22 protein-coding genes are annotated in these 25,310 nt (G+C 72.8%); 14 read left to right on the top strand and 8 right to left on the bottom strand.

Going from position 1 to position 25,310, the window contains the following annotated elements; genetic code table 11:
* Positions 1 to 16: 16 nt before the first annotated feature.
* Together ACIPLC_RS18520 and ACIPLC_RS18515 are read right to left on the bottom strand one after the other, a co-directional pair.
* Entirely contained in the window at positions 17 to 1,459 is a 1,443-nt protein-coding gene (locus ACIPLC_RS18520; protein ID WP_400474054.1) for a M1 family metallopeptidase, read from the bottom strand.
* Between the two features lie 23 nt (positions 1,460 to 1,482).
* Positions 1,483 to 2,418 carry a M20/M25/M40 family metallo-hydrolase gene (locus tag ACIPLC_RS18515; RefSeq protein WP_400474053.1) on the bottom strand — a complete coding sequence of 312 codons (936 nt, stop codon included), beginning with the start codon at positions 2,416 to 2,418 and terminating at the stop codon, positions 1,483 to 1,485.
* Between the two features lie 142 nt (positions 2,419 to 2,560).
* Between ACIPLC_RS18515 and ACIPLC_RS18510 the strand changes: the two genes are divergently transcribed.
* From ACIPLC_RS18510 to ACIPLC_RS18485, 6 genes are all read left to right on the top strand, one after another.
* A complete protein-coding gene (locus ACIPLC_RS18510) occupies positions 2,561 to 3,397 on the top strand; it encodes a response regulator transcription factor (RefSeq protein WP_400474052.1) in 837 nt (278 codons plus the stop codon).
* Positions 3,387 to 5,303 (top strand): sensor histidine kinase, encoded by a 1,917-nt coding sequence (locus tag ACIPLC_RS18505; RefSeq protein WP_400474051.1) that lies wholly within the window; start codon positions 3,387 to 3,389, stop codon positions 5,301 to 5,303. The genes ACIPLC_RS18510 and ACIPLC_RS18505 overlap by 11 nt, the downstream gene beginning before the upstream one ends.
* Positions 5,304 to 5,347: 44 nt before the next feature.
* A complete protein-coding gene (locus tag ACIPLC_RS18500) occupies positions 5,348 to 5,713 on the top strand; it encodes a PadR family transcriptional regulator (protein ID WP_400474050.1) in 366 nt (121 codons plus the stop codon).
* The gene (locus ACIPLC_RS18495; RefSeq protein WP_400474049.1) at positions 5,710 to 6,702 is read left to right on the top strand and encodes a hypothetical protein; all 993 of its coding nucleotides are present in this window, start codon (positions 5,710 to 5,712) and stop codon (positions 6,700 to 6,702) included. The genes ACIPLC_RS18500 and ACIPLC_RS18495 overlap by 4 nt, the downstream gene beginning before the upstream one ends.
* 170 nt (positions 6,703 to 6,872) lie before the next feature.
* Entirely contained in the window at positions 6,873 to 7,526 is a 654-nt protein-coding gene (locus ACIPLC_RS18490; RefSeq protein WP_400474048.1) for an RNA polymerase sigma factor, read from the top strand.
* Positions 7,523 to 8,284: a hypothetical protein gene (locus ACIPLC_RS18485; protein ID WP_400474047.1), complete on the top strand. Its 762-nt coding sequence runs from the start codon at positions 7,523 to 7,525 to the stop codon at positions 8,282 to 8,284. The genes ACIPLC_RS18490 and ACIPLC_RS18485 overlap by 4 nt, the downstream gene beginning before the upstream one ends.
* A 335-nt stretch (positions 8,285 to 8,619) precedes the next feature.
* Here the strand turns inward: ACIPLC_RS18485 and ACIPLC_RS18480 are convergent, their stop codons facing one another.
* The 4 genes from ACIPLC_RS18480 to ACIPLC_RS18465 form a co-directional block, all read right to left on the bottom strand.
* The gene (locus ACIPLC_RS18480) at positions 8,620 to 9,339 is read right to left on the bottom strand and encodes an ATP-binding cassette domain-containing protein (protein WP_400474099.1); all 720 of its coding nucleotides are present in this window, start codon (positions 9,337 to 9,339) and stop codon (positions 8,620 to 8,622) included.
* A 217-nt stretch (positions 9,340 to 9,556) separates the two neighbouring features.
* Entirely contained in the window at positions 9,557 to 10,360 is an 804-nt protein-coding gene (locus tag ACIPLC_RS18475; RefSeq protein ID WP_400474046.1) for an ArsR/SmtB family transcription factor, read from the bottom strand.
* A 119-nt stretch (positions 10,361 to 10,479) separates the two neighbouring features.
* Positions 10,480 to 11,109, bottom strand: a complete 630-nt coding sequence (locus ACIPLC_RS18470; protein ID WP_400474045.1) for a hypothetical protein — start codon at positions 11,107 to 11,109, stop codon at positions 10,480 to 10,482.
* A gap of 713 nt (positions 11,110 to 11,822) precedes the next feature.
* Positions 11,823 to 12,242 (bottom strand): hypothetical protein, encoded by a 420-nt coding sequence (locus ACIPLC_RS18465; protein ID WP_400474044.1) that lies wholly within the window; start codon positions 12,240 to 12,242, stop codon positions 11,823 to 11,825.
* 328 nt (positions 12,243 to 12,570) lie between these two features.
* On the opposite strand from ACIPLC_RS18465, the gene leuC reads away from it, so the two are divergent.
* From leuC to ACIPLC_RS18440, 5 genes are read left to right on the top strand one after another with little or no spacing between them, the layout of a single operon-like run.
* On the top strand, positions 12,571 to 13,971 hold the full coding sequence (gene leuC, locus ACIPLC_RS18460; RefSeq protein ID WP_400474043.1) for a 3-isopropylmalate dehydratase large subunit: 1,401 nt from the start codon (positions 12,571 to 12,573) through the stop codon (positions 13,969 to 13,971).
* Between the two features lie 35 nt (positions 13,972 to 14,006).
* On the top strand, positions 14,007 to 14,654 hold the full coding sequence (gene leuD / locus ACIPLC_RS18455; RefSeq protein WP_400474042.1) for a 3-isopropylmalate dehydratase small subunit: 648 nt from the start codon (positions 14,007 to 14,009) through the stop codon (positions 14,652 to 14,654).
* A complete protein-coding gene (locus ACIPLC_RS18450; RefSeq protein ID WP_400474041.1) occupies positions 14,651 to 15,850 on the top strand; it encodes a pyridoxal phosphate-dependent aminotransferase in 1,200 nt (399 codons plus the stop codon). The genes leuD and ACIPLC_RS18450 overlap by 4 nt, the downstream gene beginning before the upstream one ends.
* Entirely contained in the window at positions 15,847 to 16,875 is a 1,029-nt protein-coding gene (locus ACIPLC_RS18445) for a TauD/TfdA family dioxygenase (protein WP_400474040.1), read from the top strand. The genes ACIPLC_RS18450 and ACIPLC_RS18445 overlap by 4 nt, the downstream gene beginning before the upstream one ends.
* On the top strand, positions 16,872 to 18,197 hold the full coding sequence (locus ACIPLC_RS18440) for an MFS transporter (RefSeq protein ID WP_400474039.1): 1,326 nt from the start codon (positions 16,872 to 16,874) through the stop codon (positions 18,195 to 18,197). The genes ACIPLC_RS18445 and ACIPLC_RS18440 overlap by 4 nt, the downstream gene beginning before the upstream one ends.
* An 88-nt stretch (positions 18,198 to 18,285) precedes the next feature.
* Here the strand turns inward: ACIPLC_RS18440 and ACIPLC_RS18435 are convergent, their stop codons facing one another.
* Both ACIPLC_RS18435 and ACIPLC_RS18430 read right to left on the bottom strand, forming a co-directional pair.
* Entirely contained in the window at positions 18,286 to 18,930 is a 645-nt protein-coding gene (locus tag ACIPLC_RS18435) for a response regulator transcription factor (RefSeq protein WP_350880992.1), read from the bottom strand.
* A complete protein-coding gene (locus ACIPLC_RS18430) occupies positions 18,918 to 20,210 on the bottom strand; it encodes a sensor histidine kinase (RefSeq protein ID WP_400474038.1) in 1,293 nt (430 codons plus the stop codon). Before ACIPLC_RS18430 ends, ACIPLC_RS18435 begins: the two co-directional genes overlap by 13 nt.
* Positions 20,211 to 20,484: 274 nt before the next feature.
* Here ACIPLC_RS18430 and ACIPLC_RS18425 point away from each other — a divergent pair, with 274 nt between their 5' ends.
* The 3 genes from ACIPLC_RS18425 to ACIPLC_RS18415 all read left to right on the top strand — a co-directional run bounded on the left by ACIPLC_RS18425 (position 20,485) and on the right by ACIPLC_RS18415 (position 25,306).
* Complete coding sequence (locus tag ACIPLC_RS18425) at positions 20,485 to 21,219, top strand: ABC transporter ATP-binding protein (RefSeq protein WP_400474098.1); 735 nt, start codon at positions 20,485 to 20,487, stop codon at positions 21,217 to 21,219.
* 3 nt (positions 21,220 to 21,222) lie between these two features.
* Positions 21,223 to 23,793, top strand: coding sequence for an ABC transporter permease (locus tag ACIPLC_RS18420; protein WP_400474037.1), 2,571 nt, complete (start codon positions 21,223 to 21,225; stop codon positions 23,791 to 23,793).
* Between the two features lie 160 nt (positions 23,794 to 23,953).
* The gene (locus ACIPLC_RS18415; protein ID WP_400474036.1) at positions 23,954 to 25,306 is read left to right on the top strand and encodes a serine hydrolase domain-containing protein; all 1,353 of its coding nucleotides are present in this window, start codon (positions 23,954 to 23,956) and stop codon (positions 25,304 to 25,306) included.
* Positions 25,307 to 25,310: the final 4 nt, after the last annotated feature.

Genomic DNA, 25,310 nt, shown 5'->3' with positions numbered 1-25,310 from the left:
GCGTGGGCCGCGAGTTCTACCGGCCGGCCGCCGGGGCCAGGGGGGCCAGGGCGCCGGGGTAGAGGTACTCCTTCGCGGGGATCGTGGTGCCGTGGGCCCAGGCGTCGAAGAAGCCCTTGAGGTCCTTGCCGGAGACCTTCGCGGCGAGGGCCTCGAACTGGGGGAAGGAGGCGTTGCCGTAGGCGTGGTCGGAGGTCCAGCGCTTGAGGGTGGCGAAGAACACGTCGTCGCCGACGGTGCGCCGCAGGGCGTGCATCATCAGGGAGCCCTTGAAGTAGAGGGCTGCGGCGAGCTCCTTGCCCTGGCCGGGGCCGTACAGCTTGGTGGACCAGTACTCCGGGTTGTTCCGGTTCTCCTCGACGTTGGCGGCGTAGAAGGCGGTGTCGAGGTTCGAGCCCTGGTGCTCGTCCCACAGCTGGTTGGCGTACTGGGCGACGCATTCGGCGATGCAGCCGTCGCGCCAGTCGGTGAACGAGACGCTGTCGCCGAACCACTGGTGGGTGATCTCGTGGACCGCCGCGGAGTCCCAGAAGTAGTTGGTGTAGGTGGGCCGGCTCTGGGTCTCCAGGTCCGGCGCGCCGGTGCCCGACTCCTTGGGCCAGCTGCGGACGATGGCGCCCGCGGAGGAGAACGGGTACGGGCCGAACTTGGAGGCCAGGAAGGCGATGATCTCCGGCTGCTGGGCCTCGGTCGCCTTGGCCATGTCGTCGATCGGCACGTCCGGGCCGTAGGCCGTGATGACCGGCGTCCCGTCGGGCAGCTCCGAGCGGTGGACGGTGAACTTGTCGATGGCGACGGTGCTGAGGTACGTCGCCATCGGCTTGTCCTCGCGCCAGCGGAAGGTCGTCGAGCCGTCCTTGCTGGTGGTCTGGCCGGGCCGGCCGTTGCCGATGGCCGTCCAGCCGTCGGGGACGGTGGCGGCGAGGGAGAAGGTGGCCTTGTCGGACGGGTGGTCGTTGGACGGGAACCAGGAGGTCGCGGAGTGCGGCTCGCCCATCGCGTTGATGCCGCCGGACACCAGTTGGTGCCAGCCCTCGGGGTCGGGCTTGCCCGCGTAGACCACCCGCACGGCGAAGGAGGCGCCGCCGGCCAGCCGGCGGGCGGGCACGATGTCCAGCTTGTGCTCTCCCGAGCGGGAGAACGACTTGGCCGGGGTGCCGTTCACGGTGACCGAGGCGACCTGGAAGCCCTTGAGGTCCAGGGAGAGGCGGTCCAGTGAGCGCAGGGCCCGGGCGGTGGCGGTGGTGTCACCGTTCAACTGGTCGGGGTGCGCCGGGTCGTAGGCGATCCGGACGTCGTAGTTCGCCACGTCGTAGCCGGCGTTGCCGTCCTCGGGGAAGTACGGGTCCCCGATACCGGCCGCTCCCGCGGGGGCGGCGGTCAGGGCGACGCCGAGGGCGGTGGCGGCCGCGACCAGGGTGGCGGCCTTGCGGCGGTGGTGAGTCAGCGGTGTGCGCATCTGTGGCTCCTGGGGACAGGCGATCAGGACCGGGCGGGGGCGGCCGGGGCGGCGGCGGGGGCGGTGGTGGCGAACTGCCAGACCACGCCGATCATGGCGTTGGTGCTGGTCGCCTGCGTCGCGGGGTCGACGTTGGCGAGGTTGTCGCACGCGCTGTGGAGGCAGTCCGAGACGCCGCTGCTGAAGCCGGACGACGGGATCCCCGCGTCCCCGAACGGCTGGCTGTCGGAGCTGTCCAGCGGGATGTCGAAGGTGGCCAGGCCTCGGTCGGTGAACCACTTCTCGAAGGCCTGGAAGGCCGCGGTCTCGTTGTTCTTCGCGTCCTTCACCAGGAGGTACTGCTGGAGGTTCTTGCTGCCCGCCTGGTCGAGGTTGAGGTACAGGTCGATGGCCTTGCGGTCGCCGGCGGACAGGTTCTTGACGTAGTCCGCCGAGCCGACCATCCCCAGCTCCTCCGCGCCCCACCAGGCGAAGCGCAGGTGCCGCTCGGGCTTCAGCTTGGCCTTGGCCACCTGGAGGGCGGTGGTCAGGACGGCCGCCGAGCCGGAGCCGTTGTCGTTGATCCCCGGGCCCATCGGGACGCTGTCCAGGTGGGCGCCGGTGAGCAGCACGTGGTCGGGGTCGCCGCCCTGCCAGTCGGCGATCAGGTTGTAGCCGTCCTTGCCGTCGTGGGAGAAGCGGCGCAGCTGCGTCTGGAAGCCGGCCCGGTCCAGCGCGTGCTTCACGTACGCCACCGACTCCGCGTACCCCTTGGTGCCGTGCGCGCGGTTGCCGCCGTTGCGGTCCGCGATCCGCTGCAGGGCCTGGAGGTGCGGCATCACCTCGGCCGCCTCGACGGTGGGCGCGGCCGGGGCGGGCTTGTGCTCGGCGGCCGTGGCCGCGGCGGCGGGGACGGCGGACAGCAGCAGGGCCGCCCCGAGGGCGCGGGCGGTGAGGGACACCAGACGGCGGGAGGGCATCACGCGGGAGCCTTTCGGAGGCGGGTCCGGGGGCTTCCCCCGGCGGATTCCCCCCACCCTGGTCCGTCGATGTCAGGAACTTGTCGAGAGGCTGTCGTGAAGCGGTAGGGGTGCTTCCGGAGGGCGACTTACGATCATCCTCATGTGCGCACATGTCGTGGTCGCCGAGGACGATCCCAAGCAGGCCGACCTGGCCCGCCTGTACCTGGAGCGGGAAGGGCATCGCGTGGTCGTCGTCCACGACGGCCGGGCCGCGCTGGACGAGGCCCGGCGCGGCCCGGTGGACCTCCTGGTCCTCGACGTGATGATGCCCGTCATGGACGGGCTCGACGTCTGCCGCGCCCTGCGGGCCGAATCCGCCCTGCCGGTGCTGATGCTGACGGCCCGCACCGCCGAGGAGGACCTGCTGCTCGGCCTCGACCTCGGCGCCGACGACTACCTCACCAAGCCGTACAGCCCGCGGGAGCTCGTCGCCCGGGTCCGCGCCCTGCTGCGCCGCGGGTCCCGGTCGCTGCCCCCGGGTGCTCCCGCGCCGCCGGCCGCGCCCACCCTGTCGCCGACCGCGCCGCCCGCCGCCGCGCCGCCCGCCGCCGCGCCGCCCGTCGCCGCGCCGCCCGTCGCCGCGCCGCCCGTCGCCGCGCCGCCCGTCGCCGCGCCTCCGGCCGTACTGACCGCCGGGGCCCTCACCGTCGACCCCCTGCGCCACGAGGTCACCGCCGACGGACGGCCGGTCAGCTGTACGCCCGGCGAGTTCCGGCTGCTGGCGGTGCTGGCCGCCCAGCCCGGCCGGGTCTTCACCCGGGCCCAGCTGCTGGAGCACCTGCACGGCATCGACCGGTACATCACCACCCGGACCGTCGACACCCACGTGATGAACCTGCGTCGCAAGATCGAACCACAACCCCGCCGCCCCACCCGCCTGCTGACGGTCTACGGCATCGGCTACAAGCTCGCGGAGGGGCCGCGCGGTGCGTCGTGACGCCCCGCCGCGCCGCAGCCTGCTGATCCGGCTGCTCGCCCTCTCCGCCCTGGTCTCGCTCTGTTCCATCGCCGCGACGGCCTGGCTGACCGCCCGCACCACGACGGGCGCGATCAGGCAGGAGCAGCGCCAGGTCGTCGCGGACCAGGCCCGGATCTACCACGAACTGCTCGGCTACGCGGCGACCCACCCCGACTGGACCGGCGCGGAGAGCACCGTGCGGCGGCTGGCCGCCGACACCGGGCAGCGCATCCTGCTGACCACGCCGCGCTTCGAGACGGTCGTCGACTCCGCGGCCGCCGCACCCGGGCCGCCGGCCGCCGCCGCACCCGGGTCACCGGCCGCCACGCCCGGCTCACCGCCCCCGGCCGCCACGCCGTCGGCGCCGGACCCGGGCGGCGCCGACCGGACGGCCCTGCCCCGGACGCCCACCACCACCGTCGACCCGCTCTCCGTCGACCTCGCCATGCTGCCCGACGCCCCGGCCGACCGGATCGACGCCCGCGCGGTGGGCCCGTTCCGGCTGACGAGCGCCGAGCGCGCGGCCGTGGAGGAGGCCGCGCGGAACCGGGCCGGCTGTCTGCGGTCGGAACTGGGCGTCGAGGCGACCGTCACCGACGACGCCGCCGGGCGCCCCGTGGTGAGCGTCCCCGGTGGCCGGCCCCTCGGGGTGCGCTGCGCGCCCCCGCTGGTGCTGGACGCCCCGACCCGTACCGAGAGCGCCGCGCTCGCCGACCTCACCGGGCTCGTCAACGCCTGCCTGGAGCGCCAGCAGATCCGGCCCGTGACGCTGTCCCTGACGCTCCAGTGGGCCCCGGCCCGCGACCGGGAGCAGGAGCAGGTGATCTCCGCCTGCCTCGCCAACTCCCGTCGGCAGCAGCTCGTCCGGTACGTGGCGCCGCCCGTGCTGCTGTTCGCCGGCGCGCCCGCCGGTGCGGCGGACCAGGCCCCCGTGCTGTCCGCCCCGCACCGCGGGCGGGTCGCCGAGGTCGCCGCGCTGGTGCTGGCGGTCACCGTGGCGATCACCACGACGGTCGGCCTGCGGCTCTCCCGGCCGCTGAACGCGCTCACCCGCGCCGCCCGGCGGATGACCGACGGGGACCTCTCCGCCCGGGTGACCGCGACCGGCCGCGACGAGATCGCCGGACTCGCCGCCGCCTTCAACGCCATGGCGCAGCGCCGCGAACAACTGGAGGAGTTGCGCCAGGCGATGGTCGGCGACATCGCGCACGAGCTGCGCACCCCGCTCAGCAACATCCGCGGCTGGTTGGAGGCCGTCGAGGACGGGGTCGTGACGGCGGACCGCGCCCTGACGGGTTCGCTGCTGGAGGAGGCCCTCCAGCTCCAGCACCTGATCGACGACCTGCGGGACCTCGCCGCCGCCGATGCCGGCGAACTGGCCCTGCACCGCGAGCCGGTGGACGCCGATGACCTGCTGAGCCAGGTCGCCACCGCGCACGGCGCCCGGGCGCAGGCGTCGGGCGTGGTCCTGGTCGTCGAGGCGGCCGCGGACCAGGCGGGGTGCGAGGTGTTCGCCGACCCGGTGCGCCTGCGCCAGCTGGTGGGCAACCTGGTCGCCAACGCCGTCCGGCACACCCCGGCGGGTGGCACGGTCACCCTGCGGACCCGCCGGGAGGCCGACGCCCTGCTCATCGAGGTCGCCGACACCGGCGGCGGTATCGCCGAGGCGGACCTGCCGTTGGTGTTCGAGCGCTTCTGGCGGGCCGACAAGTCCCGCAACCGGCAGAGCGGTGGCAGCGGTCTGGGCCTCGCCATCGTCCGCAAGCTCGCCGAGGTCCACGGCGGCGGCGTCCACGCGGCCAGCACCCCTGGCGCGGGCTCGGTGTTCACCGTGCGCCTTCCGGCTCCGGCGGCCGCCGGAGCTGGGGGTGGCGCGGGCCAATAGCTCAATCATCGACATATGTTCACCATTGATCTATGCTCGCCGCCATGGCTAACCGTCAACTACAGGAGCCGACTCGGCTCGTGCTCACCGCGCTCGCCGATGCCCCGCGGCACGGCTACGCGATCGTCCAGGAGGTCCTGGCCATCTCCGACGGCCGGACCAAGCTGCTCACCGGCACGCTCTACACCGCGCTGGACCGGCTCCTCCAGCAGGGGCTGATCCGGATCGACCACGAGGAGGTCGTCGGCGGCCGGATGCGGCGCACCTTCGCCCTCACCGAGGACGGCCGGGGCGTCCTGGGCGAGGAGACCGAACGGCTGCGGGCCGGAGTCGTCGAGGCCGAGCGCAGGCTCGCGCTCGGGCGCGCGCCGCGCCTCGGGGCGCTCCGGCTGAGCGGGGGCACGGCATGAGCGCGCAGCCCGTCCGGCTTCCGTTGGTCGGCATCTACCCCGCCTCCTACCGGGCCTCGCACGGCCAGGAGATCGCCGCCGTCTTCGCCGAGTCCGTCGAGGGCGCCGACCGGCGCACCGTGCTGCGCGAGTGGGCGGCGCTGGCCTCGCACGCCGTCCGGCTGCGGACCAGGCTCAGCTCCAGCGACCCCGCGGGCCGGGTGCTCGCCGGCGCCGCGCCGTACCTGCTGGCCGGCGGGGCGGCCCTGGCCTTCGTCCAGTTGCTGATGCGCCTCTTCATCACGGACACCCGCTTCGACGTGATGGGGTTGAACACCACGACCGCGACCGTGGTGCACGCGGTGCAGGCCGCCCCCTGGGTCCTCGCGCTGCTCTGCGCCGGCCTCGGGCGCTGGAGCGCCGCCCGCCTCCTGGTCCTGGCCGGCGTCCTCGCCCGGATCGGCGCCGCGGTCGGCTACTCCGTCCACCCGTCCGGCGTGCTCGTCGAGTCCTTCTACCTGCTGCCCCTCTGGCTCCTGCTCGGGGTGCCGCTGCTCGTCGCCCCGCCCGACGGCTTCGACCGGCGCGTCCGCGCCCGGGCCGGGATGGTCGCCGCGGCGGCCGCCATCGCGCTGCCGATGAGCGCACTCGTCCTGCTGTGGCCCTGGCGCGATCTGGACGACAACTCCGAGATCATCTTCCCGCGCAGCACCCAGATGCTGCTCGACGCGTCGTCGGCCTGGCCCGCCGCGGTGATGGCGACCGCCTTCCTCGTCCAGTTCGCCGCCCGCCGGCCCGACCGGCCACGCGCCGTCGGTGTGGCGCTGGCCGCCCTCCCCTGGGCGGTCATGCTCCCCGCGCCCTACTACTGGGCGCCGCCGCGCGACCTCGCCGACCTCGGGCGCAACCTCGCGGTCGTGGTCGGCCTGCTGGCCGTCGCCGCCGTCCTCGCCGCGTTCGGCCGCACCCTGGCCGCCTCCCGGGACCCGGAGCCGGTCGAGCCGGCCTGACCGCGGAGGCGGCGCCCCGAACTGCCCGCCGGTGTCGGGCCGGCCGGTCCGAGGATCCCCGAGTCCCTTCTTCCGGAAGGGGCTCGGGGATCCTTCGGCGATGGGGGGCGGCCCGGCGCGGTGTGGCGTGGATCACGGCAACGGGTGGCGGCGGCGGGACAGGAGCTGGTGTGGAGAATTCGATACGCGCCCGGGTGCGCGCTGGGGACGCGGCGGCGTTCGGGCTGGTCTTCGAGGACCACGCCCAGGCGGTGTACCGGCACGCCGTACGGATGACCGGGGACTGGGCCGTCGCCGAGGACGTGGTCTCGCTGACGTTCCTGGAGGCGTGGCGGCTGCGCGCGCGGGTCGATCCCGAGGGGGAGAGCCTGCGGCCGTGGCTGCTGGGGATCGCGGGCAACGTCATCCGCAACACCCGTCGGGCCGCGCGGCGCCACCAGCGGGCGCTGGCCAAGCTGCCACCGCGCGCGGCGATGCCGGACTTCGCCGGGGAGCTGGCGGGCCGGATCGCCGACGCCGAGGAGCTGGCCGCCGCGAAGGCCGCGCTGGAACGGCTGCGGCCGGCGGAGCGCGAGGTGTTCGCGCTGTGTGTGTGGGAGGGCCTGGACCACGCGGCCGTCGCCGAGGCGCTGGGCCGGCCGGTGGGGACGATCCGCTCGCGGTTGTCGCGGGCCCGGGCCCGGCTGCGGGAGTTGACGGCGAAGGAGCTCGCCGCGTCACGGTCCGCGCGCTCGGGAAGAGGTGGGCAACGCCCGGGCGCCGGCGGACAGGTAGCAGGTGACCGCGACCTCGCGGTCCGGCCGTACGAGGAGACGACCCGATGAACGCCACCCCCCGGGACCGGTCCGAGCAGACCGAGCGGGAGGACCTGGTCCGGCTGCTGCCGGCCCCGGCGGCCCCGGAGCTCCCCCCGGGCCGCCACCTCCTGCTGAAGGAACACCTGATGGACACCGTCACCGACAACTCCCGGCGCACGGCCCGGCGGCGCAGCCTGGCGCTGCGCCTGGCCCTCCCGGCGGGCCTGGCCGCCGCCCTGGTCGGCGCCCTCCTCGCCACGGGCCCCGGCCGCCCCGCCCCGGACACCGGGCACCAGGACGCCCAGCACCAGGACGCCCAGCACCCGGCCGGCGGCACCGGCCACGTGCTGGGCCGCGTCGACAACGCCGCGTACACCCTCGAAGGCGGTGACGACCTCGTCAAACTCACCATCCTGGAGCAGTACAAGCCGGTGGACCCGGACCAACTGCAGCGCGACCTGGACCGGTTCGGGATCCCCGCCCGGGTCTACGCCGGCCAGCCCGGCTGCCGCGCCTCCGAGCCGGAGACCCCGGACAACCAGGAGGGCCAGGACAGTTGGGACATGCGGACGGAGGGAGCCGGCCCGCTCGTCCTCACCGTCCGCCCCCGCGCCGTCCCGGCCGGTCTCAAACTCTTCATCTACCTGCCCTTCGCCGGGACCGACCCCGCCCACAGCTCGCGCGAGATGCACACCGGCCTCATGCGGAGCCCGGGCCCGGCCTGCATGCCGTCCAAGGTCTACTTCAACCCCCTGGCGAGCCTGATCCCGACCCCGCCGCACTGAGCGGCTGACGACTGACGGCTGACGACCGGCGGCAGTGGCTGGCGGGTTCGCAGCGGCGGCAGCAGCAGTAGCTGGCGACGGCAGGCGACGGCAGGCGACGGCAGGGGTGTCCGCCGGGGGCCTGCGGGGTGTCGCCGGGCGGGCCGGCCGGGTGTGGGGCGGCGGTCCGGGGATTCGCCGGCGCGGTGCGCGGGAGGACGCACGGGGCGCGGGGGCCGGCCGCTGGGGAAGCGCTGTGCACCGCTTGACCGGGGGGCGCCGGGGAGGGCGAGGGGCGCCGGGGAAGGGGGCGCCGGGGGCGCCCGGGGAGAGGGGCGCCGGGGAAGGCGGGCGGATCAGGTGGTCGAGCCTCTTCGGAGGTGCTGGAGGCAGTCGGCGATCTCGGCGGGGGTGGAGGGGCCGAGGGCGTCGGCGAGGCGGCCGTGGTGGAGGAAGACGACGCTGTCCGCGTACGCGGCGGCTTCCGGGTCGGTGGTGACGAGGACCGCCGTGAGGTCGAGGGCGCGGACCGCGCGGCGGAGCGAGGCGCCGATGGCGCGGGCGAGTTCGGGCGAGTCGTCGTGGCCGGGGGTGTCGACCAGCAGCAGGCGCGGGGAGCCGGCCAGCAGCCGGGCCAGCATGGCGTTGTGCTGCTGGACCCGGCCCAGCCTCCGGAGCGGCCGCCGCCAGAGCCACAGTCGGGTGATCCGACTGATCTGCCAGGCGTGGCGGCGGCCGAGTGCGGGAGCGCCCGGGTCGACGAACTCACGAACCGTCACATTGGGGTGGACAGGCTCGTGTTGGCCCCAGAGTGCGCCGACGGAGCCCCGTTCGCCGTCGGCCCAGTGGACCGTTCCGGTGGACGGGGTGGTGACACCGGCCATGCACTCCAGGAGTGCCGTGGTGCTGGCGCGTTCGTCTCCCATGACGGCACAGAAGCGGCCTTTTCGTACACCGAGTGAGAACTCGCGCAGGACCGCCGTGGGACCGTTCGTGCCCGGGTGGATTTTCGACACGTTTTCCAGCGTGACGGCACAGTCTGGGGCGGCTTCCCGCTCAGCTGGTGCACCTCCCATCATGAATCCGCTCCCAGGCTTCCGTAATTGATGCGTGCGGCGACAAGGCATCGTGCTTGCATGCCCAGAACCTACTCGCTCGTAATGGGTTTAGGCCATGCTGCCCGCATCCGTATGTATGGTGCACTTTCCTAGACCATCCGTGTCGGATCCAGATCGCGCCTCGGGGTGAGTTGTCGGTTCGTTACTTCGGGAATCGTCGGTATAGGGCGAATTGTCAGACCAGTGGATCCCCACGAAGAAGAGCCCCGCCCAGGGGGGTCAGGGTGTGGTGCACTTTGTTGAGCGAGCGCAGGGTGGTGATAAGGCCGGCGGCCCGCAGGACGGCGGTGTGCTGGCTCGCCGCGGCGGTGGAGATGCCCACCAACTCGCCGACCTCGGTGGTCGTGCAGGTGGTCGTCAGCACCTGGAGGACGGCCGCCCGGGTGCGTCCCAGCAGGGCGCCCAGGGCCTGGTCGCCGTCGGGTGCCGGGTCCCACAGGTTCTCCCGGTCGCGGGGGACGGGGATCGGGTAGAGCAGCAGTAGGGGCCGGTCGCCCTGCTGTTCGACCAGGATCGGAGAGCGGGAGAACAGGAACAGCGACGGCGCGATCTCCAGGCCGGTCGACTCCAGTTTGATGTCGTGCCCCGTCCCGGGGACCTCCAGCACCGGGGGGCGCCAGCGGATCGCCGGGTGCAGGGTGCTGAGCAACTGGTCGACGCCGCCGCTCATCATGATCTGGGCCCGGGCGTTCCGGTCGACTTCGAGCAGGGTCGACACCTGGCTCCAGTACGGCTCCACGGCGATCCGGTGGAATGTCTCCAGGTCGCGCAGAACCCGCGGTCGGAATTCGTTCCCGGATCCGGTCGCGGAGGAGTTCTCAAGAATTCGATAGAGGTCGGGGAAAGGGCGTACGGTGCGGGCGAGTTCGGCGAGTGCCCGGCCGTCCCGCTCACCCGCGACCCGTCGTCGCCAGGAATGGAAGACGGGGCCTCCGCCGCCCGTCGCGAAGGTTTCCAGGGCGCACAGCGCCTCTCTCATCGGATCCAGATGGGCGGCCGACGACACTTTGGCCAGGCTCGCCGGACTGAAGAATATGCGTCGCATTGCGGTGTTCCCCCTTGAAGGTCCGACGCTGTCGCGATCGGAGGTCATCGGTCTCAGGCGGGCATCGCTGCCGCTTCGATCACGTCCTCGGTCGCACAGTTCGGTCCGTAGGGGAGAATGGGGTAGAAGAGCGTCGGTCCGTCGGCAATGGCGTGGTCGTCGACCAGGACCGGGGAATCGGGTGCCAGGAAGTAGGACGGCGCAATCGTCAGCCCGACCTCTTCCAGTTGCACGTCCTCGCTCTGCCCGGGTATCTCCAGGGAGCAGGTGGAGAGCCGGACGGTCGGGTGAAGAGTGCTCAGCAGGCCGCGTGCGCCGCGGTCCTGGAGGATTTCCAGCCGCTTCCTCCGGTCGCTCTGAACCGTGAGGGAGATCACGTCCCAGTGCGGGGCGACCATGATGCGGTAGAAGGACTCCAGATCCCGGAGCAGGCGCATATCGGCGCCGTTCCCGGGGTGCCGGGCGCGCCGGACCATGGTGTCCAGATCGGGGAACGGGCGGACGGTTCGGGCGAGTTCGACGAGCTGCTGGGCGGACCCGAGACGGCGGGCGGGGCCCAGCCGGCGGGCCGGCCCCACGGGGCGGGTTTTATGCCATCGGAGCCGGCGTTTCGCCTGGCGGTGCCGGGAGGAGAGCAGGTCCAGGGCGAAGAGTGATTCGCTGACCCAGTCCGGGGTCGGCATGATACGCGTTCTCAACAGGCTTGCCGACGTGAAGTGCAGACGTGGCACGAGTCCCCCAGAATGCCGTTGATGTAGGCGGGTCGGGAGCCGGGATCCACGGTGAGGTGGATGGTCGAACCTGCGTGACCGCAAGTTCGACATGGCCATGCCCGTTCCCGTACCGACTACGCTACGTGGCACTTTAGGAGGGTGACAGTCGAGTCTTCGCCAGTTCGAAGGTGCAGTTCTCTGCACCTGATCCGGATAGCGCACTCGACTCGGTTCGACCGCCCTCTGACACGCCGTGCGGCGCATGGGGCGGGTGTGACAAGAGGGGCCTGTGGGACCGGAGTCGCGCTGGACGTGGGTCCGCGCTCTCGGCCTACCTGCCAAGAGCGCGGAAGTTCCTCAGGCGCGGATTCGATCTGCTCGTCAGATCGTGATCAACACGTTGATCAGAACGCCAACGGCGACCACCGCGAGGACGACCCAGGGCCACATCGGGCGTTCCTTAGTGGGCTTCCAGCCGGTCGAATCGGGCATGACTGCTCCTGGCTTGTATTGGTACGGGGAGATTTACGGCCGGGCCCCCCGGAAGACGGGGGACCCAACGAGGGGCCCGGCCAAGGGAATCGGTGGGGGAACTGTTAGTGCCCTGTTCACCGATTCCGGTCTGGGGTCACCGTGCGCTCCATGGGAGCCTCAACGGTGGCGCTGGTTCGGAAGCCCAGTCCTCACGGATAGTCGTGGTGATCGAGGCAGGTCTGGCGCAGTTCCTTGATGCGGTCGTTCTGCTCACCGATGTATCCGACCACGGTGCGCACCGCACCCTTCTCGCGGATGTCGGCGTTGCGCATCTTGTCGGCGGTCGACTGGATCGCATTGCGGAGCTTGTCGTCCCCGGCCTGCTTGGCCAGCCCGTCGAGCTCGTCGGCCCGGTCGCGCATCTTCTTGCGGGCCTCCTCCACGTTGTCCGGGAACGGATCGGTGAAGGTCTTGCCGAAGATCTTCGCGCACAGCTCGATCCGGTCGGCGGCCTTGGTACTGACCTGGCAGGCGGACGTTCCGGCGCCGACCATGAGGACGGCGGCCAGGGTCAGCACGACCGTCCTGCTTCGCCGGCCTCCGGGCTCGGCCCCGTGGCTCCTCCGCATCGGGTACATGCTTCCTCCCTGGCTCCCGCGGGATCCGATGATCTTCTGCCCGTCGTCCTGGCGTTGGTTCCGCCTTCGATGACTCCATCCTGAACCCGGGCGCGGCCGATTTCATGGGGGCTTACTTCCGATCCGAGGTGCAGTTCTCTGCACCTTTCTTCGTGCACGTGATCCGTTGTCCTGGGCGTTTTCGCACCGGCTTAAAGACGTGGTGGGCGGCGGGCGGTGCCATGGAGGCTGAGGTGCGTACGGCCGGACGGCAGGCGGTACCCGGCGTTCCGCCTCGGGGCCGTGGTGCACGGACAGCGCAGGGGAGAGAAGGACGACGATGGGCCCAGCACGGACACTCGCGGAGAAGCTGTGGGAGCGCCACGTCGTGGCGTCCCGGCCCGGCGAACCGGACCTCCTGTACATCGACCTCCACCTGACCCACGAGGCCACCTCCCCGCAGGCCTTCGACGGGCTGCGGCTGGCCGGCCGCAGCGTCCGGCGGCCCGGGCTGACCCTGGCGCTGGAGGACCACAACGTCGCCACCACGGCGACCGCGGTGCTCGACCCGGTCAGCCTGGTCCAGTTGGACACGCTGCGCCGCAACTGCGCCGAACAGGGCGTCGAGCTCTACTCGGTCGGCCACCGGCGGCAGGGCATCGTGCACGTCGTCGGGCCCGAACTCGGCCTGGTGCAGCCCGGCATGACGGTCGTCTGCGGGGACAGCCACACCGCCACGCACGGCGCGTTCGGCGCGCTCGCCTTCGGCATCGGCACCAGCGACGTGGAGCACGTCCTGGCCACCCAGTGCCTGGAGATCGGCCGGCCGCGCACGCTGGCCGTCGAGTTCACCGGCCAACTCCCCCCGGAGGTCGGGGCGAAGGAGATGATCCTCGCGCTGATCGCCCGGATCGGGGCCAACGGCGCGCAGGGCCACCTCATCGAGTACCGCGGCGACGCGGTGCGCGGGCTCTCCATGGAGGCCCGGATGACGCTCTGCAACATGAGCATCGAGGCCGGCGCCCGGGCCGGGATCGTCGCACCCGACGCGACCACCCTGGAGTACCTGCGCGGCCGTCCGCACGCCCCCGCCGGGGCGGACTGGGACGCCGCCGTCGCCGACTGGTCGACCCTGGTCACCGACCCCGGCGCGGTCTTCGACCGGACGGTCGTGCTCGACGTGGGCGGGCTCACCCCGCTCGTCACCTGGGGCACCAACCCCTCCCAGACCGTGCCGCTCGCCGCCGCGGTGCCCGACCCGCAGACCTTCGCCGACCCGCTCGAACTCGCCTCGGCCCAGAAGGCGTTGGCCTACATGGGCCTGCGGCCCGGGACGCCGATGCGGGACCTCGCGATCGACGTCGTCTTCGTCGGCTCCTGCACCAACGGCCGGATCGAGGACCTCCGCTCCGCCGCCGGGGTGCTGCGCGGGCGCACCGTCGCCGCCGGCACCCGGATGCTGGTCGTCCCCGGCTCGATGCAGGTGCGGGCCGAGGCCGAGGCGGAGGGGCTGCACGAGGTCTTCCTGGCTGCCGGCGCCGAGTGGCGCCTGCCCGGCTGCTCGATGTGCCTGGGCATGAACACCGACCGTCTTGAGGGTGTCGAGCGCTGCGCCTCCACCTCGAACCGTAACTTCGAAGGCCGCCAAGGGGCGCGGGCCCGCACCCACCTGGTGTCGCCCGCGGTCGCCGCCGCGACGGCGGTGGCCGGGCGGCTCGCGGTCCCCGCCGACCTGGCCTGACAGCGCCGGCCCGGCCGGAGAGAGGACAGCTGAGTATGGAACCCTTCGTCGAACACCACGGTCGCGCGGTCGCCCTGCGCCGCGACGACGTCGACACCGACCAGATCCTGCCCGCGGAGTTCTGCAAGCGGGTCACCAAGAGCGGCTACGAGGACGCGCTGTTCGCCCGCTGGCGCGCCGAGGACGGCTTCGTCCTGGAGCAGCCGCGCCACGCGGACGCGACGGTCCTGCTGGCCGGCCGGGACTTCGGCATCGGCAGCTCCCGCGAGCACGCCGTCTGGGCGCTGCGCGACTGGGGGTTCCGCGCGGTCGTCGCCACCGGCTTCGGCGACATCTTCCGCCGCAACGCCCTCAACAACGGGCTCGTCCCGGTCGACCTGCCGACCCCCGTGGTCGAGGAGCTGATGGACCTCGCGGAGTCCGCCGAGGGCCTGCGGCTCACCGTGGACCTGCGGGCCGGCCTGCTGCGCCGGCCGGGCGGCGAGCACCCGTTCACGGTCGACGCGCGGGCCCGGGCCCGGCTGCTCGAAGGGCAGGACGTGATCGCGGAGACCCTGCTCAGGAGCGGGGACATCGAGGCGTACGAGGCGGGCCGCCCGGCCTGGCTGCCGGAGATCCCGCGCGGCGCCTTCGACCGGGCCGAACGGCTCCTCCGGGCCGACGCCTCGGGGGTGGGTCGATGAGCGCCACCACGCGCCGTGACACCCCGGCCCGCCGCACCCTGGGCGCCGAGCGGGTGGGCGGGCTGCCCGGCGGGGGGCTGGCCGCGCTGCTGATGGAGGGCCTGCCCCCGGGCACGGTCGACCTCGCGGTCGGCACCCCGGCCTACCCCGACACGCCGCCCGGGCTGGTCGAGGCGGCGGTGGCCGCGCTGCGGGCCGGCGTCCACCAGTACCAGGACCCGGCCGGGGTGGCGCTGCTGCGCGAGCGGATCGCCGCGGCCCTGCCCGGCGCCCCGGACCCGGGCTCCGAGATCACCGTCACCGTCGGCGGCAGCGAGGGCCTGGCCGTCGCCCTGCTGTCGTTCGTCGACCCCGGCGACGAGGTGATCGTGTTCGAGCCCTTCTACGAGAACTTCCTCAGCGCCATCGCCCTCACCGGCGCCCGCCCGCGCCCCGTCCGGCTGCGCGAGCCGGACTGGAGCGTCGACCCGGACGAGCTGGCCGCGGCCTTCGGACCGCGCACCCGCGCCGTCATCGTGAACAGCCCGGCCAACCCGACCGGCGTCGTCCTGGAGCGCGGCACCCTCGACCTGCTCGCCGAGCTGTGCCGGCGCTGGGGCGCCGTGGTGATCTCGGACGAGGTGTACGCGGGGTACGTCTACGAGCCGGCCGGCTACCGCTCGGTCGCCGAGATCGAGGGCCTGGCCGACCGGTCCGTGGTGGTCGGCAGCCTCTCCAAGAGCCATGCGATCAGCGGCTGGCGGCTCGGCTTCCTGCGCGCGGCGCCGGACCTCACCGCCCTGCTGCGCAAGGTGCACGTGGCCACCACCGGCGGCGCGGCGGCCGCGCTCCAGCACGCCGCGGCCAATGCGGATCTGCTGCTGCCGGAGCGCTGGGACCACGCGGCGGGGATGCGCGAGCGGCGCGACCGGACGGTGGCCCTGCTGCGGGACGCCGGCTTCGACTTCGTCCCCCCGGCCGGCGGCTGCTACGTGCTGGCCCGGATCGACGGGCTGACCGACGAGCCCAGCCCGCGGTTCGTCCGCACGCTGCTCGCCGAGACCGGTGTGCTGGTGGCGCCGGGCACCTCGTTCTTCGTCGATCCGGCCGATGGCGAGCGCTACGTCCGGATCGCCTTCAACCGTCCACTCCAGACCCTCGACACCGCTGCCGAGCGGCTTCGCGCCCGCAGCCCGCAGAAGGGAGTCACTCCGTGACAACCGCCATCAGCATCTCGACCGAAGCGCGGCACGACGGACTGGTCCTCGGGATCACCGCCGAGAGCGCGCGGAACCGGCTGGTCGACCTCGGCAAGGAGCAGGGGGAGTTCATCCGCCAGCGGATCACCGAGCACGGCGCGGTCGTGCTCAGCGGCTTCGACTGGCAGGAGTGGCCGGAGCTGGACACCTTCGTCAACGCCGTCGTCGGCCGGCCGCTCGACTACACCGAGCGCTCCTCGCCGCGCACCGAACTGCACCCCGGGGTGTTCACGGCCACCGACCACCCGGCGACCGAGGAGATCTTCCTCCACACCGAGCAGTCGTACAACCTGAACGTTCCGCGCTACCTGTTCTTCTTCTGCCGCCAGGAGTCGCCGGACGGCGGCGCCAGCCTGCTGGCCGACTGCCGCGCCCTGCACGGCGGGCTGCCCCGGGAGACCGCCGAGCGGTTCGAGCGCGAGGGCTACCTGCTCGTCCGCAACTTCCGCCCCGGCCTGGGCCTTTCCTGGCAGGAGGCGTTCGGCACCAGCGACCCGGACGAGGTCAAGGCCTACTGCGACGCCAACCGCATCGAGCTGGAGTGGCTGGAACGCAACCACCTGAGGACCCGTCAACTCCGGTGGGCCGTCGCCACCCACCCGGAGACCGGCGTCCGCTCCTGGTTCAACCACCTGACCTTCTTCCACGCCCGCACCCTGCGCGAGGACGTCGCCGACTTCCTGCTGGAGGAGTACGGCCCGTGGGGGATGCCCACCAACACCTTCCACGCCGACGGCAGCGAGATCCCGGACGAGGTCGTCCGGCAGCTCCAGGCCGCGTACCGGGCGCAGCAGATCGACGTCAACGTGCACACCGGTGAGGTCCTGATCGTGGACAACATCAGCGTGGCGCACGGGCGGGCCCCCTTCGTCCCGCCGCGCGACCTGTTCGTCAGCATGGCCGGGGCGCACGCGTGGTCCGAACTCCGGCCGGTGGAGCGGACGTCGGCGCCCGCGGTGGCGCTGCCGACCGCGCCGCAGTGACGTCGGGCAGCACGACGGCCGACGCCGCCGTGGCCGCCGCGCCGGGCCCGCCGCCGCTGTCCCGCAACCGTGAGTACAACGTGTTGTGGACCGCGAACGTGGTCTCCCAGCTGGGGGCGCAGGGCACGCTGATCGCGTACCCGCTGCTGGTGCTCGGGCTCGGCGGCACCGCCTTCGAGGCCTCGCTGGCCGAGTTCGCCATCGCGGGGTCGCGGGCGCTCGCCGCGCTGCCCGCGGGGGCGCTGGCCGACCGGGTCAGCCGCAAGAAGCTGATGCTGGTCTCGGAGCTCGGGCGGGCCGTGGCGCTGGGCCTGCTCGCGCTGCTGGTGGCGATCGGGCACGCGCCGCTGGCGGCGATCGTGGTGGTGGCGGTCGTCGAGGGCGTGTGCACCGCGCTGTTCGGCACCGCCGACCAGGCGCTGCTGCCGAGCGTCGTGCCGCCCTCGCAGCTCACCGACGCGGTCACCCGGAACACCGCCCGCTACTACCTCGCGACCATCGTGGGCCCGGGGATCGGCGGATTCCTGTACGGCGTCCAGCGGTTGCTGCCGTTCGTCACCCAGGCGGTCACCTCCGCGATCGCCTTCGTCACGCTGCTGTTCCTGCGGCCGCCGGCGGCGAAGCCCGCACCGACGGCGCCGTCCGAGGGCGGCGCCGCCCGGGCCGAGGGCGGCGCTGCCCGGGCCGAGGGGACGTTGCAGGCGATGGCGTCGGGGCTGCGCTGGCTGCGCGGCAACCCGGCGGTGCGGGCCACCGTGCTGTTCGGCACCGCCTTCAACCTGGTGTTCAGCGGCCTGCTGATCGCCGTGGTGGTGATGGCCCAGCAGGACGGGCGGTCCGGTGCCGAGATCGGCGCCATCGGCGCCCTGATCGGCGCGGGCGGCGTGCTGGGCGCGCTGGCGGCCGGGCGGCTGCGCCGCTCGCTGTCGCCGTACACGGCGCTCATGGTGCTGACCTGGGCCACCGCCGTGCTGGTGCCGCTGCTCGCGGTGGTGCCGACCGGCTGGCCGGCCGGGCTGGTGCTGGGGGCCGCCGCGTTCCTCGCACCCACCGCCACCGCCCTGGTGGCGGGCCATCAGATGATGGTCACACCGGATGAGATGCGCGGCCGGCTGGCCGGCCTGATCGGGGTCTCGATGGGCGCCGCCGCGGCGCTCGGCCCGCTGCTGTGCGGGCTGCTGCTGGAGACCGTGCACGGTGTGCCCACCGTCCTGAGCTGTGCGGCGGTGTTCCTGCTGATCGCACTCGGCGTGGCCGTCACCCCCGCGGTCCGCGCCTTCCCCGCCCTGCCCGACCACCGGGAGCACCCGTCCGGGAGTTGAGGAGGGGGACACGAGGAGAGGGGCGGCGCCCGATCGGCGCCGCCCCTCCCGGTGTCCCCGGCCGCTCGGGCCCGCGGGCACCGGCCGCTCAGGCCCGCAGGTAGGTGAGCACGGCGAGCACCCGGCGGTGGCCGCTGTCCGGCGTCGGCATGTTCAGCTTGGCGAAGATGTTGCCGATGTGCTTGTTCACCGAACTCTCCGCGATGAACAGCATCTCGGCGATGGTGCCGTTGTTGCGCCCCTCCGCCATCAGCGCCAGGACCTCGCGCTCGCGCTGGGTCAGCGAGGACAGCGGGTCGTCGCCGGCCCGGCGGACCATCAGCTGCGAGATGACCTCCGGGTCCATCGCGGTGCCGCCGTCGGCGACCCGCTCCAGCGCGAGCAGGAACTCCTCGGCGCGCCCCACCCGGTCCTTCAGCAGGTAGCCGACCCCGGAGGCGCTCTGCGCCAGCAGCTCCGTCGCGTACGCCCGTTCGACGTACTGCGAGAGCACCAGGACGGGCAGGTTGGGCAGTTGCTTGCGGGCCTCGACGACGGCCCGCAGGCCCTCGTCCCGGAACGTCGGCGGCAGCCGGACGTCCACCACGGCGACGTCCGGGCGGTGTGCGAGCAGCGCGGGCAGCAGGTCGTCCCCGTTGTCCACGGTGGCGCACACCTCGTGCCCCTCGCTGTTCAGCAGCAGGACCAGCCCCTCACGGAGCAGGGCGTTGTCTTCGGCGATCAGGATCCGCATGGAATCTCCACCTTCAGTACGGTCGGGCCCCCGGGCGGGCTGAACAGGTCGGTGGTGCCGTCGAAGGCGGCGACCCGGCGCCGGAGTCCGAGGATCCCGCTCCCCGTGCCCTCGGTGGCGCCGCCCTTGCCGTCGTCCTCGACCCTGATCGAGATCGCGTCCGACGCGATCCGCAGCCACACCAGCGCGCTGCGCGCCCCGCTGTGCTTCGTGATGTTGGTGAGCGCCTCGGAGATCACGAAGTAGGCCGCGGCCTCGGCGGCGGCGGGCGCGCGGGGCGCCGCACCGGCCGACTCGTCGATGTCTATCCGGGTCGGGACCCCGCACAGCGCGGTGAGCGCCCGGACGGCGTCGGTCAGCCCGCGGTCGGCGAGCACCGGCGGGTAGATGCCGCGGACGAGGTGGCGCAGCGACTCCAGGGCCTGCTCGGCGAGGTTCTGGGCCGCGTCCACCATCTCCGGGACCTGCTCGGGCCGTTGGCCGAGCGCGCGCTTGATCATGCCGAGGCGCAGCGAGACGGCGACGATGCCGGCCTGCGCCCCGTCGTGCAGGTCGCGTTCGATCCGGCGCAGTTCGGCGTCGTGCGCGTCCAGCGCCTCGGCGCGGGTCACCGACAGTTCGCGGACCCGCTGGGCGAGCGCGACCCGGGGGCGGGCGGTCAGCAGCCAGCGGGACATCCGGGCGTGCACGAGGGCCAGCCCCCGCATCATGGCCATCGCCACCACGGCGTAGCCGATGCCGATGAACACCGCGACGAAGGACTTCAGCCACGAGTCGACGTTCATCAGGATGATCGAGTTGCGCTCGCTCGACGCGAGCTTCCACCACACCGGCGCGGACAGCCAGTTGAAGGCGTTGCCGCAGACGCTCAGGGCGAAGATGCACAGGGCCGAGCCGACGACGCCGTGGGTGACCACCCAGAGCAGGTCCTTGCGGACGGCCGGGTCGCGCGGGGAGGGCTTGCGGGGGCCGGTGCGGCCGGGCTCCAGGTCGCGGTAGGGCGTGCGGACCTCGATCTCCAGCAGCCGGCCGACCCGCCGGCGGTGGAACTCCGCGTACCTGCGCAGCACCCGCAGTGCCCTGGGCAGCAGCAGGAAGCCCGTTCCGACCAGGCAGAGCGCGAAGACGATGGCGATCAGGTAGAACAGCAGCAGCCCGGCGAGTCCGGTCATCAGGCAGAGCAGGACGTAGCCCGCGGCCGGAGGGAAACGGATCACCGTCTGGCGGACCCACTGCTCGGGCTGCAAGCGTCGCAACTCGGCGATACTGGGGGCGCGCACGGCTCCTAAAACCCTCCGAGTCGTCATCCCGATCACCCTACCACCGTCCCAATTACGGCGGTGGGTGGCACTTTTCTGCACCATCGAGTCTCCAGTTCGCGCCCTGGTTCCGCACCCCTTCCAAGACCTACCTTCGTGAACGTCAAGTAGTGCGTGCGAGTGGTGGAGGCCGGAAGTGAGCAGAAAGGGACGCGGAGCGCGGACGGAGGAGTTCCAGAGCGCGGCGGCGGAGGAGGAGTACGCGGCGCCGCCGCGGCCGGATGGCAGTGCCGCTCTGGACGCTCACTGGGTCGTCCGCCTCGACGGGGTCCGGAAGACGTACGGCAAGGGCGCCGGGGCCGTGCACGCGCTGCGCGATCTGTCCCTCGCCTTCGCCCGGGGCACCTTCACCGCGGTGATGGGCCCGTCCGGGGCGGGCAAGAGCACCTTCCTGCACTGCGCGGCCGGGCTGGACCGCCCGGACGCCGGCTCGGTGGTGCTCGGCGGTACCGAACTGGCGCAGCTCAGCGAGGTCGATCTGACCATCATGCGCCGGGAGCGGGTCGGCTTCATCTTCCAGGCGTACAACCTGATGGCGGCGTTGACCGTCGCGGACAACATCACCCTGCCGCTGATGCTCGCCGGCCGCCAGCCGGACCACCAGTGGCTGCAGCAGGTCGTGACGCAGGTGGGTCTCGCCGACCGGATGAGCCACCGGCCCTCGGAGCTGTCCGGCGGCCAGCAGCAGCGGGTGGCCATCGCCCGGGCGCTGGCGGCGCGGCCCGAGGTGGTCTTCGCGGACGAGCCGACCGGAGCGCTGGACACCCGCACCGCCAAGCAGGTGCTGACGCTGCTGCGCGAGGTCGTGGACAGCCTCGGGCAGACGGTGATCATGGTGACCCACGACCCGATCGCCGCCTCCTACGCGCACCGCGTGGTGTTCCTCGCGGACGGGAGCTACGCGGAGGAGATGACGCACCCCACGCCGGAGCGGGTCGCCGAGCGGATGACCCGGCTGGGGGAGTGGTGAGACGTGTTCAGGCTCGTCGTACAGACCGTCAAGGAGCGTAAGGCCGGGTTCGTCGGGGCGTTCGTCGCCCTGTTCGGCGCGTCCGTGCTCGTCACGGCCTTCGGAATCATCCTGCAGTCCGGCATCGGCAACGGGGTGCCGGTCCAGCGCTACTCCGGCGCTGCGGTCGTGGTCGGCGGTCAGAAGCACTTCACGGTCCACGAGGCCAAGAAGAGCAAGTCCAAGGACCTCAAGGACGCCGTCGGCGTCCCGATCGACCTGGTCGACAAGGTCGCCAGGACCGAGGGCGTCGACAAGGCCGTCCCGGTGCTCACCTTCCCCGCGCAGGTCGTCTCCAACGACGGCGAGGAGCTGGTCAAGGGCGCCGACGACCGGACGTCCAACGGCACCAACTGGGGCGCGGCCGCGCTCGGCCCGTACGACCGCAACGGCGACGAGCCGCGGCGCGCCGGCGAGGTGGTGCTGGAGAAGTCCGTCGCCGACCACCGCAAGGTGAAGGTGGGCGACAGCGTCAAGATCGCCTCCACCCGGGACGCCAGCTCGTACAAGATCGTCGGCATCGTCACCTACAAGGGCGGCGGCGGGGCGCTGCGCACTCCGCCGGTGTTCTTCTCCGACGACGAGGCGCGCACTCTGTTCGGCCGCACCGACCAGGTCAGCGCCATCGGCGTGCTGGCCTCCAAGGACACCAACGCCGGCAAGCTCGGGGACCGGATCGACAAGGCGCTCAAGGGCTCCCTGATCGATGTCTACACCGGTGACGGGCGCAGCAGCGTCGAGAACCCGGACGTCGCCTCGGCCCGGGGCAGCCTGAAGGAGCTGGCGGGCTCGCTCGGCGGCACCGTCGTGCTGATCACCATGATGGTGGTGGGCAGCACCCTGGCGCTCAGCGTGCACCAGCGGCGGCGCGAGCTGGCGCTGCTGCGCGCGGTCGGCGCCACGCCCAAGCAGATCCACAAGATGATCTCGGGCGAGGCCCTGGTGGTCTCGCTGGTGGCCTCGGTCCTGGGCTGTTTCCCCGGCATGCTGGCCGCCGGGGTGCTGCGCGGGGCGCTCGGCGCGGTCGGCATCCTGCCGGACGACTTCGAGTTCTCCTACGGCCCGATCCCGGCGATCGCCGCGGTCGGCATCGGCGTGATCGCCGCGCAGGTGGCGGCGTTCGCGGTGGCCCGCCGGGTGGTGTCGATCCGGCCGGTGGAGGCGCTCAGCGAGGCCCAGACCGAGCAGCCGGGCATCGGCGGCGCCCGGGTGGCCATCGGCGTCCTGCTGTTCGTCCTCGGTTTCGCCGCCTCGCTGCTACCGCTGTTCTTCGGCAGCATCTTCGCGGTGGCCGGGGCCGGCAGCGGCGGGCTGATCATGGTGATCGCGATCCTCATGCTGGCCCCGCCGGTGGTGGCGAGGGCGACCAGGCTGATGGCCGCGCCGTTCCAGCGGCGGTTCGGGACCCTCGGGTTCCTGGCCGTGGCCAACACCCGGGCGAACGCCCGGCGGCTGGCGGCCGGCATCGGCCCGCTGATCCTGGCGATCGGCTTCGCCTCGGTGCAGCTGTTCATCCCGACCACCACGTCGGGTGCGGCCGAGGCGCAGGCCCAGGCGGGCGTCGTCGCCGACTACACCGTGACCAGCGAGTCCGGCGGCCTGCCGGTCAGCGCGCCGAAGTTCATCGCGGGCCTGGACGGGGTGGACGCCGCGGCCGGGACGGTGCGGGTCGACCTGTTCGCCTCGACGAAGATGCTCGGCTCGCCGGAGATCTTCGACTACAAGGCGCAGGGGCTGACCCCGGGCAACCTGAGCCGGGTCGTCGACCTGGACGTCTCCGAGGGCTCCCTGGACAACCTGTCCACGGACACGGTGGCGATCAGCAGCGGGGCGTCGGCCACGCTCGGCGCGAACGTCGGCGGCCAGATCAAGGTGCACATGCCCGACGGGCAGACGCTGGAGCCGAAGGTGATCGCCGTCTACAAGCGCGGCCTGGGCTTCGGCGACGTCACCCTGTCCTACGACACCGTGCTCCAGCACAGCTCGCGCCGGATGTACGACTCGGTGCTGGTCCGGGCCAAGGCCGGCGCCGACAAGAAGAAGGTGATCGGGGAGCTCACCGGGCTCAACGACCGCTACCCCGGGGTGCACGTCCAGGACAAGGGCGGCCTGTCCGCCGCCCAGGCGAAGGCGGGCACGACCAACCTGTTCGGCAGCGCGCTGCCGCTGATCCTGGTCTTCGGGTACATCGCGGTGGCCGTCGCCAACACCCTGGTGATGACCACCCTGTCCAGAGCACGGGAGTTCGCGCTGCTGCGGCTGGTGGGCGCGACCCCCGAACAGGTCATGCGGATGATGCGCACCGAGACGCTGATGCTGATCCTGATCGCGGTGGTGGTCGGCAGTCTGGTGCCCATCGTGCCGTTGATGACGGTGAGCATGGGCCTGACCGGGTCCCTGGTTCCGCACATTCCGCCGCTGCTCTACCTGGCGATCGTGGCGGCGACTTCGGCCCTGGCCGCGGCGGCCGTTCTGGTGCCGACCAAGCTCGCCCTGCGCGCCCGCCCGGTGGAGGCCATCGGACTGCGCGAGTAGCTCCGCCCGCACCATTGCGACACCGACCCGCCGATGGGGTCCGCGACCGCGGACCCCATCGGCGTTTTCGGGTTTCCGGGCAGGTCGAACGGCGTTTCGCAGTGCGGCAACCAGGGTCATTCGGCTGCCGCTTAACGACCCTGACCGGCCCCGCCGCCCGGTGTTAGCCTGCATTCACCAGAGCGAATTCCCCTTTTGTGCAATCCCCGTACCGACGAGCCGTGGATGGAACACGGCCGAACGGGGCTGTTGTGCTGCGCCATTTTCGGATTCCGGTGAATGCGGTGGGTGGGTTTTAGTGAATTCACAGTCATGGCGTGAAAAGGCCGGACGGCTCGCGCGCGAACACGGTGTGCGCTCCCTCCGGTGCGCCTTCTACGACGCCGGCGAACTCCACGTCGCCGAGGCGGGTGCGGAGCCCGGGCCGGCGCCCGCCGCGCCGTTCGCCTCGCTCACCAAGCTCTTCACCGCGACGCTGGCCATGCAGCTGGCCTTCGACGGCGACCTCGACCTGGACCTGCCGGTCGGCGAGTACCTGACCGAACCCTCTTTCTCCGAGCTGAGACTGACGACCCGTCACCTGCTTAGCCACTCCTCCGGGATGGTCTGCGACGGCCCCGGCGACGGCGGGTTGCGGGCCGCCGTCGCGGCCGGCCCGCTGTTCGCCCCCGGCACCGCGTTCTCGTACTCCAACGCCGGGTTCGCCCTGGCCGGAAAGGTCATCGAGGCCGCCGCCGGGGTGAGTTGGCGCAGCGCCGTGACGGACTTCCTGCTCCGGCCGCTGGACATCGAGCCGGCCTTCCTGGCGGCCGAGGAGATCCCCCGCGACCTCGCCCCCGCCGCCGCGATCGCCGGCACCGTCACCGACCTGGTCGCGTTCGCCCGGCTCCACCTGGACGACCGCGACGCCTCGCACGCCGCCCTGCTCGACCGGGAGGCCGTCCGGGAGCTGGCCGAACCGCCCTTCGACACCCTGCCGTTCGGCCTGGCCGACGGCTGGGGCCACGGCTGGGCCCGGTACGGCAACGGCGCCGACCGCTGGCTCGGCCTCGACGGCGTGGGCGCGGGCGCCACCTGCCACCTGCGGATCCAGCCGGAACGCGGCACCGTGATCGCCCTCCAGGCCGACTCCGCGGCCGGCCTCGGCGCCTGGCAGGACCTGCTGGCCCAGCTCCGGGCCGAGGGCGTGGACATCGCCGGCTACGCGCCGGGCCCCGCCGCCGGCGCCGCGCAGGACCTGTCGGACCGCGTCGGGCAGTGGGCCAACGGCGAGACCGTGTACCGGATCCGCCCCGGCGCCGACGCGGCGGACGGCGCGCACCCCGGCGCCACCGTCCTGGTCGACGACGACGGGATGGAGTACGACCTGACCGGCCGAGGCGAGCGCTTCTTCGCCGCCCGGCACCCGCGGCTGCCCGAGGTGGAACACCTCGGCCGCTTCCTGCTCGACCCGGAGACCGGGCGCGCGGACCACATGCAGTTCGGCGGCCGCGTCCTGCGACGCGTCGCCTGAACAG

This window comes from Kitasatospora sp. NPDC086801 (assembly GCF_044745805.1).
Lineage (GTDB): Bacteria > Actinomycetota > Actinomycetes > Streptomycetales > Streptomycetaceae > Kitasatospora.
The sequence above is the reverse complement of the archived record's forward strand: the minus strand, read 5'-3'. Positions and strand labels throughout refer to the sequence as shown.